Raw genomic sequence first — 15,434 nt, forward strand, 5'->3', positions numbered from 1 at the left:
GAATGAGGGGTCCCGATTGGACGCCGATCAACCCGCTACGGGGTTCCTTTTGCACGCCGGTCCACACCTCAGGGATGATTCCCTTCGTTGGCGGCATTCTTGCGGCAATCGCCGGAATGTGGAGTGAGAAAGAGCAGGCGCACGCTGAAAACGTCCTCAGGCAGTGGATTCAGATGCTTGAGGATGAGTTGCGTGAAAAGGGAAAAACTATCGCGGAAATAATGGCAAGGCTCGACATGCAGGACGAGGAGACCGTTAAACGCATCGAATCGCCAGAGTACCAAGCGTTGCTGAAGAAGAGTTTCAGGAAATGGTCTTCTATAGATACTGAGGGAAAGCGGGAAAAGATTAGAAACATACTATCTAACGCTGCAGGTTCATCTGTCGTTTCAGATGACGTGATAAGTCTGTTTATAGATTGGCTGGATCAATACTCAGATTTCCATTTTCAGGTGATTGGTGAAGTGTATCGTAGTCCCGGAATTACCAGAGGTGGAATTTGGGAGAACTTAGGTCGAAAGCAGGTGCAAGAAAATTCTGCTGATGCCGATCTTTATCGGATGCTCATTCGCGACTTGAGCATGGGCGGAGTAATCAGGCAGCATCGGCAAACGGACTATCATGGAAACTTCATCAAGAAGACACCTGCCAAGACTGGGAAGGGGCAAGGCAGCAAGGTCATGACATCAGCGTTTGACCGTGTTGAGCAATACGAACTGACCGAACTCGGCAAGCAGTTTGTTCACTACGCAATGAACGAGCTTGCGCCAAAATTGACGTTTCATGAAAGTGCTTAGACGCCCTTGAAAGCCTAGGGTCCTTTACGTGACAACGGTAGGAGGTTGTGTGCGCCGGCCGCGGCGATCTCCAGCGCGCGGCGGGCGGTTTCCTGGCCCTTTACCTGCTTGAGATCGGGGCCGTGCTCGGGCGGATCGACTTGTCCGGGGGCGGGCGGCGGCAGCACCTGATTGCCCTTGAGGTGATTGAGCAGGCTGATGAGATCGGGCGCGGCGACAACCGGCATGCCGTTGGCACCACCGCTGACCCATCCCGCCTCGCTTCCCTGTGCGGCCGGGCAGATCAGGCCCTTCTCACTCTCGCTGGCATGAAGCGCGGCGAGCAGCACGCCGGGGGACGGGATGACTCGCCCGTCTAGCGCCAGTTCGCCCACCGCCACGAAGTCGGCCATCTGCTCGGTATCGACGATGCCCATGGCGCTCAGCAGGGCAAGTGCGATGGGCAGGTCGTAGTGCGAGCCTTCCTTGGGCAAGTCGGCGGGCGAGAGGTTGACGGTGATGCGCTTGGGCGGAAGGGCAAGGCCCATTGCGGTCAGCGCAGCGGAAACGCGCTGGCGGCTCTCACCCACGGCCTTGTCCGGCAGGCCCACCACCGCGAAAGCAGGCAGGCCCGGCGCGACCTGACATTGCACTTCGACGGCGCGTGCTTCGAGTCCGAGATAGGCTACGGTCGAAACCAGCGCGACCACGAAGTCCCCCTGTATTGGCAGCGTGTCGCGTATGACTATGCGCTTGAAGCGGGAGGACGCGAAGGCAAGGAATTCATGCCTTACAACGTTTTAACCTTTTCTCTCATCACTTGGGTAAGTGGCCGGGCCGCATTTTCCGGCCATGCGCTCGTCCCGTGCAATCCTTGTATTTCTTGGTCTGTTTGCCGCGTCCCCCCTGTCGGCGCAGACCATCGACTATGAGTTCGTGGATCTGAATGCCGATCCGATCCACGACGGTGGCGAGCGCAGCCTGCCTTCCCGCTGGGTGGTCCAGCCATCGGTATCCGTGCCGACCGGGACTGCTGCCTACGGTCCTTTCCGCGTCCTCGATCGCCAGCGTGCCGCGCTTGTGGACGTGACCAATGGAGGCAGCCCGGCCCAGTTCGCGGCCATGTTGCGCGACCATCCCGGTATCTCCGAAATCGAAATGGTCGACTGTCCCGGAACCGAGGATGATCTGGCCAACCTGCGTCTTGGCCGGATGATCCGCGAACGCGGGATCGCCATGCATGTGCCGGACGGCGGTTCTGTGCGCTCGGGCGGGGTGGAGCTGTTTCTCGCGGGCGCACGGCGCTATGCCGATCCCGGTGCCGAGTTCGCCGTCCATTCGTGGCAGGACAACACCGGGCTCGAGCCTGACGACTATTCGAAGAACGCGCCCGAGAATCGCCGTTACCTCGAATACTATCAGACCATGGGCATGAGCCCGATCGAGGCGGAAGCGTTCTATGCCATGACCAACTCGGTGCCGTTCGAATCGGCCAAGTGGTTCGGCACCGGCGTCATGGGTCTGTGGGTCAATCTTGACCGCGCACAGGCCGGAAACGCGGCAGTCCAGACGCAGACGTCCTTGACTCTCACGCGGGCCTCCAGTAACGGCGCCCGTCTGTAAACGGTCGTCCGCTGCGGGCGGCCCTTTTTGTTCGGTCCTTCGGGGCCATGGAATTTTTCGAGGACTGACATGAAGCGCACTTTCCAGCCCAGCCGCCTTGTCCGCGCCCGTCGTCACGGTTTCCGTGCCCGTACGGCGACCGTCGGTGGTCGCAAGGTGCTTCGCGCCCGCCGCGCCCGCGGCCGCAAGAAGCTCTCGGCCTAATCCTTTCCAGCCTCACGGCTGGATGCGGCACTGGCCCGCGCCGCCGTCCGACACTCCGCACGCAGCAGCGGCGGAACCGGACGGCGGCGCGGGCCGCCGTCGTTTGGGGCCAAAGCATGTACGAATCGGTCCGCTCGGTTCCGCGACTAGGCCAATCTGTGTAGACCTGACATCATGACTGCCCCCTACGCGACCATGACCCGCCGGTCGGATTTTCTCGCCGCCAACCGGGGCCTGCGAGTCGCGCGTCCGGGGTTCGTCCTGCTGGCGAATGCCAATAAAGGACAGGGGCAGCGTGCGGGGATCACCGTCACCAAGAAGATCGGCAACGCGGTCGTGCGCAACCGGATGAAGCGCCGCTTCCGCGCTCTGCTGCGCGAGGTGCTGCCCGAGCATGGCCTTGTCGATACCGACCATGTGCTGATCGGCCGTGACGGCGGCGTAGAGCGCGATTTCGGGCTGTTGCGCGAGGAACTGGTGGCGGCGCTCGGCCGGGCGAAAGCCGGCAAGGGCGATCCTGCCCGGCGCAAGGGCGCACCGCGCAGGAGGCGCAAGTGAAAAGGGTATGGTCCTTCATCGTATCGCTGCCCGGCCTTCTGCTGATCGGGATCGCGCGCGCCTGGCAGCTGGGCCCTTCGCGGGTCATGCCGCCGACCTGTCGCTACAGCCCTTCGTGCTCGCAATACGCCATCGAGGCGGTCAAAAAGCATGGTGCGATTAAGGGTGGAAGCCTTGCGATATGGCGTCTATTGCGCTGCCAACCTTGGGGCGGTCACGGTTACGATCCCGTACCGGACTTGAAGCAGAAAGACTGACGAGAAGCGGGCGGCCCACGATGTCGCGGCTTACGGGAATACGACAGGAAACGTCTTCGTGGATAATCAGCGCAACATAATCCTGGCGGTCGTTCTGACTGCCCTTGTTCTCTTCGGGTGGGAGGCCGGCGTCGGCTACTTCTACCCGCAGACCAAGACGCCGACGCAAGTCGAGCAGGCAGGTGGCGCTGAGGAAGCGGCAAAGCCGACCAACCCCAGCAAGATCAAGCCGACCCGCGAAGGCGGTCTGCGCGATGCGGCGGAAGTCGCTCTCGAACAGCAGGATCTCGAGACGGCACTGGCCGGCGGAGGTCGCCTGCCCATCGAAGCGCCTGGCCTTTCGGGGTCGATCAACCTCACCGGCGCGCTGATCGACGATCTCGTCATCAACCGCCACCGCGAGACGGTGAAGAAGGACTCCGGTCCCGTCCGCATCTATTCGCCCGCGGGTACGCCGGCGCAGCAGTTCGCGCAGTTCGGCTGGGTCGGTCAGGGCGTTGCCACGCCCGACGGTCAGACCGTGTGGAAAGCGCCCGCCGGCGCGAAGCTGGCGCCGTCGAGCCCGGTCACGCTGAGCTGGGACAACGGGCAAGGGCAGGTCTACACGATCGCGCTCAAGATCGACGACGATTACATGATCACCGCCGATCAGCGCGTGGTGAACAAGGGGTCCAGCCCGATCACCATTCAGCCGTTCGGGCTCGTCAACCGTACCGATCAGACCGCCAGCCTCGACACCTGGAACGTCCATTCGGGCCCGATCGGCGCCTTCGACGGTTCGGTGACGTTCGGCACGAACTACGATGATGTCGAGGATGCCAAGACGATCGAGGAAAGCGGCAATGCCAACTGGATCGGCTTTACCGACGTCTACTGGATGTCGACGATGGCCCCGGTGGGAGCCAAGGCCGGCGGCGCATTCCGCTCGCTCGGCGATCACATCTTCCGTGCAGACCTGCTTTATGACCGCGAAGTCGTGCAGCCCGGTCAGGCGCTGACCCGCGAGACCAAGCTTTTTGCCGGCGCCAAGGAACACGAAGTCCTCGATGCCTATGAGAAGCAGGGCATTTCCAACTTCGGCCTCGCCATCGACTGGGGCTGGTTCCGCTGGTTCGAAAAACCGATCTTCTGGCTGCTCACGTCGCTGTTCAAGTTTGTCGGCAACTTCGGCGTCGCCATCATCCTGCTCACGGTGATCGTGCGCGGCATCATGTTTCCGATCGCCCAGCGCCAGTTCGCCTCCATGGCGGCCATGCGCGCGATCCAGCCGAAGATGAAGGCGATCCAGGACCGCTACAAGGACGACAAGCAGAAGCAGCAGCAGGAGGTTATGGCGCTGTACAAGAAGGAAGGCGTGAACCCGCTTGCCGGTTGTCTTCCGATGTTCCTGCAGATCCCTGTCTTCTTCGCGCTTTACAAGACGCTGATCCTCGCCATCGAGATGCGTCACCAGCCCTTCGTGCTGTGGATCAAGGACCTTTCCGCGCCCGATCCGCTGCATATCCTGAACCTGTTCGGCCTGCTGCCGTTCGATCCTCCGGGCTTCCTTGCCATCGGCATTCTGGCATTGTTGCTCGGCGTGACGATGTACTTCCAGTTCAAGCTGAACCCGGCGCAGATGGACCCGACCCAACAGCAGATCTTCTCGCTGATGCCGTGGTTCATGATGTTCGTTATGGCGCCGTTCGCCTCGGGCCTGCTGCTGTACTGGATCACGTCCAACCTGCTGACTATCGCGCAGCAGAAGTACCTCTACAGCCGTCATCCGCAGCTGAAGGCACAGGCCGACAAGGACGCGCAGGACAAGCAGCGGGCAGCCGACCGCGAGAAGAGCAAGGCCTGACGTGGAAGAGAGCCCCGATGACCTGACGGAGCGCGCGCGCAAGCTTTTTTCGGGACCGGTCACGTTCCTGAAGAGCGCGCCCGCACTCAAGTTCCTGCCCGATCCCGATGTGGCGGAAGTCGCCTTCTGCGGCCGTTCGAACGTCGGCAAGTCGTCGCTGCTCAATGCGCTGACGGGGCGCAAGGCGATCGCCCGCACCTCGGTTACACCGGGGCGCACGCAGGAGCTCAACTTCTTCGATGTGGGCGATCCACTGCAGTTCCGCCTGGTCGACATGCCCGGCTACGGCTTTGCCAAGGCACCTCCTGCGGTTGTCGAGAAGTGGCGGCGTCTGGTGCGCGAGTTCCTGCGTGGCCGCGTCGTGCTCAAGCGCACGTTGTTGCTCGTCGACAGCCGCCATGGCGTGAAGCCGGTGGATGTCGAGATGATGAAGATGCTCGACGAGGCCGCCGTGGGTTATCGTATCGTCCTGACAAAGGCCGACAAGATCAAGGCGAGCGAGCTGGCGAAAGTGCACGCCGCCACTATCGCCGAAGCGCGCAAGCACCCGGCAGCCTTTCCGGAGGTCCATGTCACAAGTTCGGAAAAGGGCATGGGTATAGAAGAATTGCGCGCCGCCGTGCTCGGAGACGCGGAACTTTGACCAAAGGCCGGGGGTTTCCTCAGGATAACCCCGGGTTTCCGTCATTGTGACGATTGTATGACGACTACAGCTCGGTTAAGGGCACGCTCCAGTTTGCGCCAGGAAGGAGGAGGTCTCGCCGATGCGCCAGATTGCCGTACTTCCCTATCGAACTCTTGGCCTTGCCGTCGATGCCCCCATCCAGATCCTGCTGATCACGTCGCGTGAAACGCGTCGCTGGGTGATCCCGAAGGGGGGGCTGATGAAGGGACTGCCGCCCCATTCCGCCGCAGCCGTCGAGGCAGAGGAAGAGGCGGGCGTACTCGGCGCCGTGTGCCCGACGCCGATCGGTTCCTATCGCTATCGCAAGCGTCGCAGGTCCGGCGCTTCGGTATGGGCGGATGTGGATGTCTTCCCGTTCGCCGTGACCGAAGAACTGGATACCTGGGACGAGCAGCACCAGCGCGAGCGAAAGTGGTTTTCGTTGGCCGATGCGGCCGATGCCGTGGACGAGGAAGACCTGCAGGCGCTCATCCGCTCGTTCGGCGCAAGCGAGTTTCGCGCTGCCGCCAGTCCCGCCCGGTTTATCGGCGCAGTCGTAAAGAAAACAGGGGTCAATACGATGTTTGCGTGGTTCCAGAAGCTGCTTCCGCAGCAGAGCCATTTCTTCGATCTGTTCGAGAAGCAGGCCGCGACGCTGGTGGCCGGGGCCGACGCGCTCGCAAGGCTTGCGCAGGGTGGACCGGGCCGGGCGCAGCATATCCGCGAGATCGAGGAGCGCGAGCACGACGCCGACGACATCACGCGCGAAGTGCTGCATGCCGTTCGTCGCAGCTTCCTGACACCGTTCGACCGTTCGGCCATCACCAGCCTGATCACCACGATGGACGATGCCATCGACGAGATGCAGCAGACGGCGGGCGCCGTGGACCTTTACGAGGTCTCCGAATTCGAACCCGAAATGCGCGACATGGCCGCGATTATCGTCGATGCCGCCCGTCTGACGGCCGAAGCCATGCCGCTGCTGCGCAAGATCGCCGACAACGGCCACCGGCTTCACGAACTGACCGAGCGTCTCGTGCGCATGGAAGGTCACGCCGATCAGATCCACGCCGAGGGGCTGAAGCGGGTATTCAAGGCCAGCAGCAACAGCGATCCGCTGCAGTTCATCGTGCTCCAGGAAATGTTCAAGCGGCTCGAACGCGTCGTCGACCGGTTCGAGGATCTCGCCAACGAGATCGATGGCCTCGTGATCGATCACGCCTGAGCCTATTCCCGATGGATCACAGTCTTGCCCTGCCGCTGCTGATCGGCCTCATCGCGCTCGCGCTGGCGTTCGACTTCCTGAACGGCTTGCACGATGCCGCCAATGCCATTGCCACGGTTGTCGCGACGCGGCTGCTCTCGCCGGTCATGGCGGTGGTATTTGCTGCCGTGGGCAATTTCGCTGCCTATTGGTTTGTCGGCCTCCATGTCGCCGAAACGGTGGGCAAGGGGATCATCGACAAGGACGCGGTAACCCCGGCTGTCGTCTTCGGGGCCTTGGTCGGGGCGATGTTCTGGAATGTGGTGACCTGGCTCAAGGGGATTCCTTCCAGTTCCAGCCATGCGCTGATCGGCGGTCTCCTGGGCGCGGGCATGGCGCACGGCGGCTTTGCCGTCGTCGAAGGGAGCGGCACGACGAAGACGGTCGTCGCGATCGTGGCCTCGCCGATGATCGGCTTTGCCATTGCGATGCTCTTGATGCTGGTCACCAGCTGGCTGTTTCAGGGGGTGTCGTCGCGCGGGTCCAACCGCACGTTCAAGGGCCTGCATCTCCTTTCCAGCGCCGCTTACTCGATCAGCCACGGCGGCAACGATGCGCAGAAGACGATGGGCATCATCGCCGTGCTGCTCTATTCGACCGGGCATCTTACGGGCGATTTCCATGTGCCTGAATGGGTCGTGCTGTCCTGCTACACGGCGATTGCGCTCGGAACGCTTTCGGGCGGGTGGAAGATCATCAAGACCATGGGCACGCGGCTGACAAAGCTTACGCATCACTCGGGGTTCTGCGCGTCGACGGCCGGATCGTTCGTCGTGTTCGGGGCCAGCGCCATGGGCATTCCCGTGTCCACGACCCATGCCATTACCGGCTCCGTCGTCGGCACCGGCGCGGCGCGGCGGGCCAGTGCGGTGCGCTGGTCGGTGGCGAGCCGCGTGATTGTGGCCTGGATCATCACGATCCCGGCGAGCGCTGCCGTCGGCGCCCTGTTCTATATGCTCACGCGCCTGTTCTGATCAGGGGATCTTGCGCACTGCAAAGGTGATGCGCGTGGGCGCGGTCCCATGGTCGAAGGCGGCTGCGGCGAACTTCGGACGTGACAGCTTTACCTGCACATCGTTTGAAAAGCCGACGAGTTCGAGCGGCATGCCGATGAAGTTGCGGTCTGCCTTGCCGTTGCCGTTGGCGTCCCAATAGGCCTGCGCCGCGTAACGGCCGGGAGGGACATCCGGTACCGTCACGGTGGTCGTTCCGGCATGGGCGACGGCTTCGGCTGCCCAGGGGCAGTCCTCCCGGGTAAACTGTTTCGCCGGACAGATGTCGACATGGACTATGCCCTTGGCCGCACCGATACCCGAGACGGCGACCACCACCGGCTTGCCGGGAGAGGCCGCGCCGAGCAGCAGGGGTGTGAGCAACACGGCAGCGAGTCTGTGCATGCGTCACTTATGATCCATCAGGGATCACAAGTCCATGCGCCTTGCCTCGCTTCGACCTCGACAGCGGGCGTCTGACCTCCTAGGTCCGCAGCAAAGCCAGAGGGACCCCCGCCCGTGAAGCTCATCATCGGCAACAAGAACTATTCAAGCTGGTCGCTGCGCGCCTGGCTCGCCTGCAAGCAGTCCGGCCTGCATTTCGACGAACTGACCGTTCCGCTGTTCGGCGAGGACTGGGAGCATCGCAAGAAGAGCTCCGACGATCTCGCGCCGAGCCACGGCAAGGTGCCGATCCTGTGGGACGGCGAGGCCGTCGTGTGGGACAGTCTGGCGATCATCGAATACCTCGCCGACAAGGTCGGCCGCGACCGGTTCTGGCCCAAGCCCGAGGATGCGCGGGCGATGGCGCGCTCGATGGTGGCGGAAATGCACTCCAGCTATCTGCCGCTGCGCCGCTCCTGCCCGATGAACATTCGCGCGCGGGCCGAGAACGTGCAGATCGAAGAGGAAGTTCGGGCCGATATCGTCCGCATCCTCACGCTCTGGGCAGAGGCGCGGGCGCGCTTCGGCAAGGGCGGGCCGTTTCTATTCGGCACGTTCGGCGCTGCGGACGTGATCTACGCGCCGGTCGTCAGCCGGTTCCTGACTTACGGCATCGGTGTGCCCGGTTTTGCGCAGGCCTATATGCAGGCCGTGTGGGAGCATGAATGGATGCAGCAGTGGATTGCCGCGGCCGAGGCCGAGGACTGGGTGATCGAGCAGTACGAAATGCCGGTGACCTGACGATGCGTGCTTTTTTCCTGCTGATCGCGGCGCTCGTATCGCTCGCCGCCACGCCGGCCATGGCCTGGGGCGCCTATGGCCACCGCACCGTCGCCTCGATCGCGATGAAGAACGTCACGCCGCGCACGCGGGCGGAGATCCGGCGCATCCTCCATGCCGCGCCCGAATTGCTGACGCCCGACTGCCCGGTGAAAAGCCTCGAGGATGCCTCGGTCTGGCCGGATTGCGTGCGCGGGGAAGGCTGGCGCTGGGCCTACACGTTCCCGTGGCACTACCAGAACATCTCCGTGTGCAAGCCTTTCGACATCAAGGCCAAGTGCGCCTACGGCATTTGCGTGACCGGGCAGGTCGAACGCTTTGCCCGGCTGCTGGCGGACCGACGCCTGCCCGCCGAACAGCAGCTCGAAGCGCTGATGTTCCTCACGCACTTCGTCGGCGATTTGCATCAGCCGCTCCACGTGGGCGAGAACGAGGATCTGGGCGGCAACCGCGTCAAGGCGGACTATGGCATCGCGCCGGGTCTGAATTTGCACTGGATCTGGGACGGCCCCGAGGCCGAGCGCGCGATTTCCTCCGCCAATCCGCCGCTGGTTCGCCGCTACAGTGCCGAGGAAAAGGCGCGTCTGGCCACGGGTGGCGTCGAGGACTGGGCGAAGGAGAGCTGGCAGGTCTCGCGCGACTTCCTCTACCCGGCTGCCTTTGGAAAACTGCCGTGCGACGGCGACGAGGCCGAGCATGTGGTCTGGAGCGAGGAAGCGATCCAGAAGGCCATTCCCATCGTCGACGAACGCATAGAGCGGGCGGGCCTGCGGCTGGCGAAGATGCTGGACAAGGCGCTGAGCTGACAGGCCGGGCCAAGTTCAAAGTTTGCCCACTCCGGCATTAGTGAGTTCTGGAAAGACCGCGGAATTCAATAGCCTATGCCGCGCGAAACTTCACACTTCGCGGCGTGCCTGGGGGCGGGTGAACTTACGGTTCAAGGAGCGGGGCACAAGGATGCCGCGCACAGTGTGCCGGGCGGGGGGCGTGTAGGAAAGCACGCGCTCCGCTTTGGGGCGAGGCACAGGAAAAGGGGCCGAACCGCAAGCGGCCGGCCCCTTCCCGAAAGTCCCCTCTCAGGCGGTCAGAACTCCGACCAGTCTTCCTCGACCGGCTGCGATTTGAGCGCGAGGTTGCCCTCGACCATCGGCCTCGACTGGCGGGCGGCCGGAGCGGGCTTCGCTTTGCCGATGGTTGGCAGGGCAGCCCTGGCGGCGGGCACCGACTTGCCGTCGAATGTGAAGCGGCCCACGACCTGCGAAAGCACCTTGGCTTCATCCGCGAGCGAGCGGGTTGCCGCGCTGGCTTCTTCGACCATGGCCGCGTTCTGCTGGGTCACGCGGTCGAGATCGCCCATCGCGGCATTGACCTGGCTGAGGCTGGCCGCCTGGCTCTGGGCATTGGTGGCAATACTGGAGATCTGCGTGTTGATCTCGCCGACGCGCGAGACGATCTTGGAGAGCAGGTCGCCGGTTTCACCGACCAGTTTCACGCCCGAACCGACATGCTCGGAAGATGCCGTGATCAGCGCGCCGATGTCCTTGGCGGCATCGGCCGAACGCTGCGCAAGGGCGCGCACCTCGTTGGCGACAACGGCGAAGCCCTTGCCGGCATCGCCCGCACGGGCGGCTTCCACGCCGGCGTTCAGCGCCAGCAGGTTGGTCTGGAAGGCGATACCGTCGATTACGCCGATGATCTGGCTGATCTCTTCGGCAGACTGCTCGATAGCGCTCATCGCCTTTACGGCCTTCTCGACGACGACGCCGCCTTCGGTGGCCTCGCGGTTGGCATCGGCAATGGTCTGCTGTGCGCCGACCGCAGCGCTGGCGGCTTCGTTCACGCCCTGCGTAACCTGATTCATCGCGGCCGACGTCTCTTCGAGGCTCGCGGCCTGCTGCTCGTTGCGGCGCGACAGATCGTCGGATGCGGTGTGGATTTCCGAAGAACCGGTCAGTACGGCATCGGCAGTCTGGCGAACCGAGGAAAGGGTATCGGTCAGCGAGGCCAGCGCCCGGTTGAAGTCGTTGCGCAGCGCTTCGTATTCAGCAGGGAACGGCTGGTCGATGCGGCAGTCGAGCCGCTGGCTCGCCAATGCCTTGAGCGATTGACCCAGCTGGCCCACGACCACTTCCTGGGCTTGGCCGGCTTCCTGCACGCGAACCGCGTTGTCGCGGAACGTGGCCATGGCCGTCGTCATGCGGCCGACGCAGTCTTCGTATTCCGTATACTGGATGTTGCTGGTGGTGTCGCCGGCAGCGAGGGCCTCCATGCGCACCACGGTGTTCACATAGGGCCGGCAGATGCGATCAGCGGAGATCAGAACCGCAGCGACGATCGCCGCACAGGCCAAGGCCGCGATACCGATGAGCACCGGACCGGGAAGGCTGCCTGCGACAGCGAGCGCCGTTGTTGCCAGACCTACGCAGCCTAGTCCGGTATGGACGATCAGCAGCACTTTGAATTTCTGCCGAATCGGTGCTTTCTTTTCAAACCAGTCTAGCATGTGTTTGTTCCTCTGCCCCTTCAAACGTTTGAAACCGCCCGATAATCGATTGCAGTCGATTCGGTTCAGCCGCTGTCAAATGAAATACTGTTAACCGTACCTAGACATGCGACCCGTTTTTTTGGTGGGCATGTGCCTACGTGTTGATGCGTATTTCAGCATCTTTATACATTGCGATTTGTGAAGGTTCCTGAAGTTCGGGCATGAGTGGGATGTGCGAGGCTGATGTTTTCAGTTGTTAACCATCCCGACATGGTTAATATGGAGTGTATTTCTAAAGCGATTTGTTTTATTGATATCCGTTACTTAGCATCTCTTTGCTGGCATTGAGGGAGTATTTCGACCTGTACCTTCGGGAAGGTGCCGAAGATCCATTCTCCGAAAGCGAGGCTTTGCCTGCGCCGCTGGTCGAAGACGCACAAAAGGTCCATTTTGGTGCTTAGTTCGGTCGTGTCAGCGCAAGCGCTGGGTCGCGTAGGGTGTGCCGTCCTTGTGGAAGTAGCCTTCGCTGCTGAACGTCATGTCGATGTCCGGGTAGGCGCCGGTGCCGTTCCTGTCGCCAGCGCTGATCGCCACGAAGCTGCAGTCCGCATCACTCTCGTTGATCAGGTGGTGTCCATCGCGCACGCCTTTGGCCCAGGCGCACACGTCGCCGGGCTTGAGCACCGTGCGCCCGCCGTCTTCCACCAGCACGGCTTCCCCGGTGAGCATGATCAGCAGTTCATCCTCATGGTCGTGCCAGTGGCGCTGGCTGGACCATGCTCCCGGTTTCAGCACGACATGGCTGGCGCCCATCTCGGTCAGCCCTCCGACAGGCGCGAGACGCCGCCACCAGCGCCCGGATACCGCTTCGTCGTAGGGCGCCGGATAACCGGTGGCATTGGACTGGGGGATCGCTTCGATGTCGAGCTTGGGCATGGCGGTATTCTCCTCCCTATGGCTATCGCTGCGGGCTTGTGCGAATAGCGCGGATATGTCCCAGACTGCCTCTTCCGCGGCAAGCGTAACCGAACTTGCCGAAGCCCTGATCGCCTGTCCCAGCGTCACGCCGGCCACCGGCATGGTGTTCGACTGTCTCGAGCAGCAGCTCGCCCCGCTCGGCTTTGACGTGGCGCGTTTCGTTGCCGGCGAAGCGCCCGATGGGCCGGTGGAGAACCTCTTCGCCATCAGACGCGGCCCGGAAGGATCGCGCCACTTCGCTTTTGCCGGCCACCTCGATGTCGTGCCGCCCGGCGACGGCTGGACGACGGGACCGTTCCTGCCCGAGCGGCGCGGTGACCTGCTCTACGGCCGCGGCGCGGTGGACATGAAGGGCTCGATCGCGGCGATGGTCGCGGCGGTCCGGGACATTTCGGCCGAGGCCGGCACGGTCAGCTTCGTGATCACCGGCGACGAGGAAGGACCGGCGATCTACGGCACCCGCGCGCTGATGGACCTCATGCGCGGGCGCGGCGATATTCCGGACTTGTGCCTCGTCGGCGAACCGACCTCGGTCAACCGTCTGGGCGACGTGATGAAGATCGGCCGGCGCGGCTCGGTGAACATCTTCCTCGACGTCGAGGGCGTGCAGGGCCACGTGGCCTATCCGCACATGGCTGACAACCCGGTGACCAAGCTGGTCGCCATGCTGGCCGAACTCGATGCGCTGACGCTCGACGAGGGCACCGACTGGTTTCAGCCCAGCAACCTCGAGATCACCGACATCACCGTGGGCAACCCCGCGCACAACGTGATCCCGGCGCGGGCGGCGGCGCGCATCTCGATCCGCTTCAACGATCTGCACACCGGCGCTGAATTGGGCTCGCGCGTGTCGGCCATTGCCGAAAAGCACGGCGGTGTGGCGCGGCCGGTGATCTCGGGCGAGAGCTTCCTGACCGAGCCGGGCCGCTTCTCCACGCTGCTCGCCGATGCCATCCGCGCGGAGACGGGCGTCGATCCCGAGCTTTCGACCAGCGGCGGCACGTCGGACGCGCGCTTCCTCAAGGACCTGTGCCCGGTGATCGAGTTCGGCCTGTGCAACGCGACGATGCACAAGCGCGACGAGGCCGTGGCGATGGACGATCTCGAGGCGCTGGCCCGGATCTACCGCCGCGTCGTCGAGACGGCGCTGGCGGATCGCGATCCGGACTGAACTGGCGTCCGGATTGACCGGGCGCGTTAGGGTGTTAGTCTCGCCTGAAATATTCTTGCGGGGCTAGTCGGCAGGCGTGACAGCGCCGGGCGGCCGTGATGCACTCCGGTTTGCTGCCGATCTTGGGGACTGTTCATGCTTCGATTCTGGTTTGCCATTCCGCTCTGGCAGCGCGTGATCGCCGCGCTGGTGCTGGGCACGATCACCGGCCTGCTGTGGGGGCCGGATGCGGAATCGATCAAGTGGATCGGCGACTTCTTCATCAGGGCGGTGAAGATGCTCGTCGTCCCGCTTATCTTCTTCTCGCTGGTCTCGGGCGTTGCCGCCATCGGCGACTTGCGCAAGCTGGGTGCGGTGGGCGGACGGGCCATGCTGCTCTTCGTCGTGACCGGACAGATCGCCGTCTGGCTGGGGCTGGCGCTCGGCACCTTCTTCAAGCCGGGGCAGGGGATCGACGCCAGTGCTATCGAGCTTGGCCCCACGCCCGCACCGAACAACACGACCGCGGTCGACATGATCCTCTCGATGGTGCCCGAAAGCCCGGTCAAGGTCATGGCCGACGCGCAGGTGCTGCCGCTGATTGTCTTCGCCATGCTGATCGGCATCGGCATCCTCATGGCCGAGAAGGACGGAGAGCCCGCCGCCAAGATCTTCGACAGCGGCGCGGTGGTCATGCAGAAAGTCACGATGATCGTGATGGAGCTGACCCCGTTCGGCGTCTTCGCGCTCATGGCCTGGGTTTCGGGCACGCTGGGGCAGGACGCGCTGATCGCGCTCGCCAAGCTGGTGGGGCTCAACTACCTCGGCTGCCTGCTCATCATTTTCGGCATCTATTCGGCGATGATCCACTTCCTCGCGAAGCTGCCGGTGCACGACTTCTTCCGCGGCATCATCGATGCCATGGCCGTGAGCTATTCCACCGCTTCGTCCAACGCGACGCTGCCGGTGACGCTGCGCTGCGCCGAGCGCAACCTGGGCGTGAGCAACTCGGTGGCCAGCTTCGTGATCTCGCTGGGCGCGACGATCAACATGAACGGCACCGCCATGTACCTCGGCCTTGCGACGCTGTTCGGCGCGCAGGTCTTCGGGGTGGATCTGTCCTGGGGCGACTACTTCCTGATCTCGATCCTCTCGACGCTCGGCGCGGTGGGCGCGGCGGGCATTCCGGGCGCGGGGCTGATCATGATGGCGCTGGTCTTCGGCGCGGTGGGCGTACCGCTGGAAACGATCGCCTTCGTTGCCGGCGTCGACCGGATCATGGACATGATGCGCACGACCACCAACGTCAGCGGCGATGCCGCCGTCGCGACCACGGTGGCGGTCATGACCGGCGAGATCGACCGCGCCGAAATGATCAGCGCGGACGACGTCTAGGCGCTGACCGCGTCCGTCCAT

Annotated in this window: 16 protein-coding genes and 1 pseudogene; 13 read left to right on the top strand and 4 right to left on the bottom strand. The window is 63.3% G+C overall.

The features are described 5' to 3' along the window. Positions 1-797, top strand: a 797-nt coding sequence (locus tag IEX64_RS18120; protein WP_188821854.1) for a hypothetical protein, incomplete at its 5' end; no start/stop codon positions are given. A 38-nt stretch (positions 798-835) separates the two neighbouring features. On the opposite strand, the pseudogene IEX64_RS18125 reads toward IEX64_RS18120, so the two are convergent. After that, a pseudogene (locus IEX64_RS18125) lies at positions 836-1,486 on the bottom strand (magnesium chelatase domain-containing protein); the annotation flags it as partial. 142 nt (positions 1,487-1,628) lie between these two features. On the opposite strand from IEX64_RS18125, the gene IEX64_RS18130 reads away from it, so the two are divergent. From IEX64_RS18130 to IEX64_RS18165, 8 genes are all read left to right on the top strand, one after another. Beyond that, positions 1,629-2,399 (top strand): alpha/beta hydrolase, encoded by a 771-nt coding sequence (locus tag IEX64_RS18130; RefSeq protein WP_229710555.1) that lies wholly within the window; start codon positions 1,629-1,631, stop codon positions 2,397-2,399. A gap of 69 nt (positions 2,400-2,468) precedes the next feature. Continuing rightward, on the top strand, positions 2,469-2,603 hold the full coding sequence (rpmH, locus tag IEX64_RS18135) for a 50S ribosomal protein L34 (protein ID WP_039388288.1): 135 nt from the start codon (positions 2,469-2,471) through the stop codon (positions 2,601-2,603). Between the two features lie 174 nt (positions 2,604-2,777). Next, positions 2,778-3,161 carry a ribonuclease P protein component gene (gene rnpA, locus IEX64_RS18140; protein ID WP_188821856.1) on the top strand — a complete coding sequence of 128 codons (384 nt, stop codon included), beginning with the start codon at positions 2,778-2,780 and terminating at the stop codon, positions 3,159-3,161. Positions 3,162-3,187: 26 nt separating this feature from the next. Then, a complete protein-coding gene (gene yidD / locus IEX64_RS18145) occupies positions 3,188-3,418 on the top strand; it encodes a membrane protein insertion efficiency factor YidD (RefSeq protein WP_229710564.1) in 231 nt (76 codons plus the stop codon). A 58-nt stretch (positions 3,419-3,476) separates the two neighbouring features. Further along, complete coding sequence (gene yidC, locus IEX64_RS18150; RefSeq protein WP_188821860.1) at positions 3,477-5,261, top strand: membrane protein insertase YidC; 1,785 nt, start codon at positions 3,477-3,479, stop codon at positions 5,259-5,261. Between the two features lies 1 nt (position 5,262). Beyond that, the gene (gene yihA / locus IEX64_RS18155; RefSeq protein ID WP_188821861.1) at positions 5,263-5,904 is read left to right on the top strand and encodes a ribosome biogenesis GTP-binding protein YihA/YsxC; all 642 of its coding nucleotides are present in this window, start codon (positions 5,263-5,265) and stop codon (positions 5,902-5,904) included. A gap of 121 nt (positions 5,905-6,025) precedes the next feature. After that, positions 6,026-7,150: a DUF47 family protein gene (locus IEX64_RS18160; RefSeq protein WP_188821863.1), complete on the top strand. Its 1,125-nt coding sequence runs from the start codon at positions 6,026-6,028 to the stop codon at positions 7,148-7,150. Positions 7,151-7,161: 11 nt separating this feature from the next. Beyond that, positions 7,162-8,163 carry an inorganic phosphate transporter gene (locus IEX64_RS18165; RefSeq protein ID WP_188821865.1) on the top strand — a complete coding sequence of 334 codons (1,002 nt, stop codon included), beginning with the start codon at positions 7,162-7,164 and terminating at the stop codon, positions 8,161-8,163. Here the strand turns inward: IEX64_RS18165 and IEX64_RS18170 are convergent, their stop codons facing one another. Then, entirely contained in the window at positions 8,164-8,586 is a 423-nt protein-coding gene (locus IEX64_RS18170) for a DUF2141 domain-containing protein (protein WP_188821867.1), read from the bottom strand. It abuts the gene before it with no gap. Positions 8,587-8,700: 114 nt separating this feature from the next. On the opposite strand from IEX64_RS18170, the gene IEX64_RS18175 reads away from it, so the two are divergent. Then, positions 8,701-9,366 (top strand): glutathione S-transferase family protein, encoded by a 666-nt coding sequence (locus IEX64_RS18175; protein ID WP_188821869.1) that lies wholly within the window; start codon positions 8,701-8,703, stop codon positions 9,364-9,366. Between the two features lie 2 nt (positions 9,367-9,368). Beyond that, a complete protein-coding gene (locus tag IEX64_RS18180) occupies positions 9,369-10,211 on the top strand; it encodes a S1/P1 nuclease (protein ID WP_188821871.1) in 843 nt (280 codons plus the stop codon). A gap of 278 nt (positions 10,212-10,489) precedes the next feature. On the opposite strand, the gene IEX64_RS18185 is transcribed toward IEX64_RS18180, so the two are convergent. Continuing rightward, the gene (locus IEX64_RS18185) at positions 10,490-11,908 is read right to left on the bottom strand and encodes a methyl-accepting chemotaxis protein (RefSeq protein ID WP_188821873.1); all 1,419 of its coding nucleotides are present in this window, start codon (positions 11,906-11,908) and stop codon (positions 10,490-10,492) included. Between the two features lie 453 nt (positions 11,909-12,361). Beyond that, positions 12,362-12,826 carry a cupin domain-containing protein gene (locus tag IEX64_RS18190; RefSeq protein ID WP_188821875.1) on the bottom strand — a complete coding sequence of 155 codons (465 nt, stop codon included), beginning with the start codon at positions 12,824-12,826 and terminating at the stop codon, positions 12,362-12,364. A 55-nt stretch (positions 12,827-12,881) separates the two neighbouring features. On the opposite strand from IEX64_RS18190, the gene dapE reads away from it, so the two are divergent. Continuing rightward, complete coding sequence (gene dapE / locus IEX64_RS18195; RefSeq protein WP_188821877.1) at positions 12,882-14,039, top strand: succinyl-diaminopimelate desuccinylase; 1,158 nt, start codon at positions 12,882-12,884, stop codon at positions 14,037-14,039. Between the two features lie 135 nt (positions 14,040-14,174). After that, positions 14,175-15,413 carry a dicarboxylate/amino acid:cation symporter gene (locus IEX64_RS18200; protein WP_188821880.1) on the top strand — a complete coding sequence of 413 codons (1,239 nt, stop codon included), beginning with the start codon at positions 14,175-14,177 and terminating at the stop codon, positions 15,411-15,413. Positions 15,414-15,434: the final 21 nt, after the last annotated feature.

It is taken from the genome of Novosphingobium indicum, assembly GCF_014645195.1.
Classification (GTDB): Bacteria; Pseudomonadota; Alphaproteobacteria; order Sphingomonadales; family Sphingomonadaceae; genus Novosphingobium; species Novosphingobium indicum.

Excerpts from the sequence above, each read along its gene's own strand:
- IEX64_RS18130 (WP_229710555.1), top strand. The coding sequence starts at position 1,629 with ATGCGCTCGTCCCGTGCAATCCTTGTATTTCTTGGTCTGTTTGCCGCG.
- rpmH (WP_039388288.1), top strand. The coding sequence starts at position 2,469 with ATGAAGCGCACTTTCCAGCCCAGCCGCCTTGTCCGCGCCCGTCGTCAC.
- rnpA (WP_188821856.1), top strand. The coding sequence starts at position 2,778 with ATGACTGCCCCCTACGCGACCATGACCCGCCGGTCGGATTTTCTCGCC.
- IEX64_RS18160 (WP_188821863.1), top strand. The coding sequence starts at position 6,026 with ATGCGCCAGATTGCCGTACTTCCCTATCGAACTCTTGGCCTTGCCGTC.
- IEX64_RS18165 (WP_188821865.1), top strand. The coding sequence starts at position 7,162 with ATGGATCACAGTCTTGCCCTGCCGCTGCTGATCGGCCTCATCGCGCTC.
- IEX64_RS18170 (WP_188821867.1), bottom strand. The coding sequence starts at position 8,586 with ATGCACAGACTCGCTGCCGTGTTGCTCACACCCCTGCTGCTCGGCGCG.
- IEX64_RS18180 (WP_188821871.1), top strand. The coding sequence starts at position 9,369 with ATGCGTGCTTTTTTCCTGCTGATCGCGGCGCTCGTATCGCTCGCCGCC.
- IEX64_RS18185 (WP_188821873.1), bottom strand. The coding sequence starts at position 11,908 with ATGCTAGACTGGTTTGAAAAGAAAGCACCGATTCGGCAGAAATTCAAA.
- IEX64_RS18190 (WP_188821875.1), bottom strand. The coding sequence starts at position 12,826 with ATGCCCAAGCTCGACATCGAAGCGATCCCCCAGTCCAATGCCACCGGT.
- dapE (WP_188821877.1), top strand. The coding sequence starts at position 12,882 with ATGTCCCAGACTGCCTCTTCCGCGGCAAGCGTAACCGAACTTGCCGAA.
- IEX64_RS18200 (WP_188821880.1), top strand. The coding sequence starts at position 14,175 with ATGCTTCGATTCTGGTTTGCCATTCCGCTCTGGCAGCGCGTGATCGCC.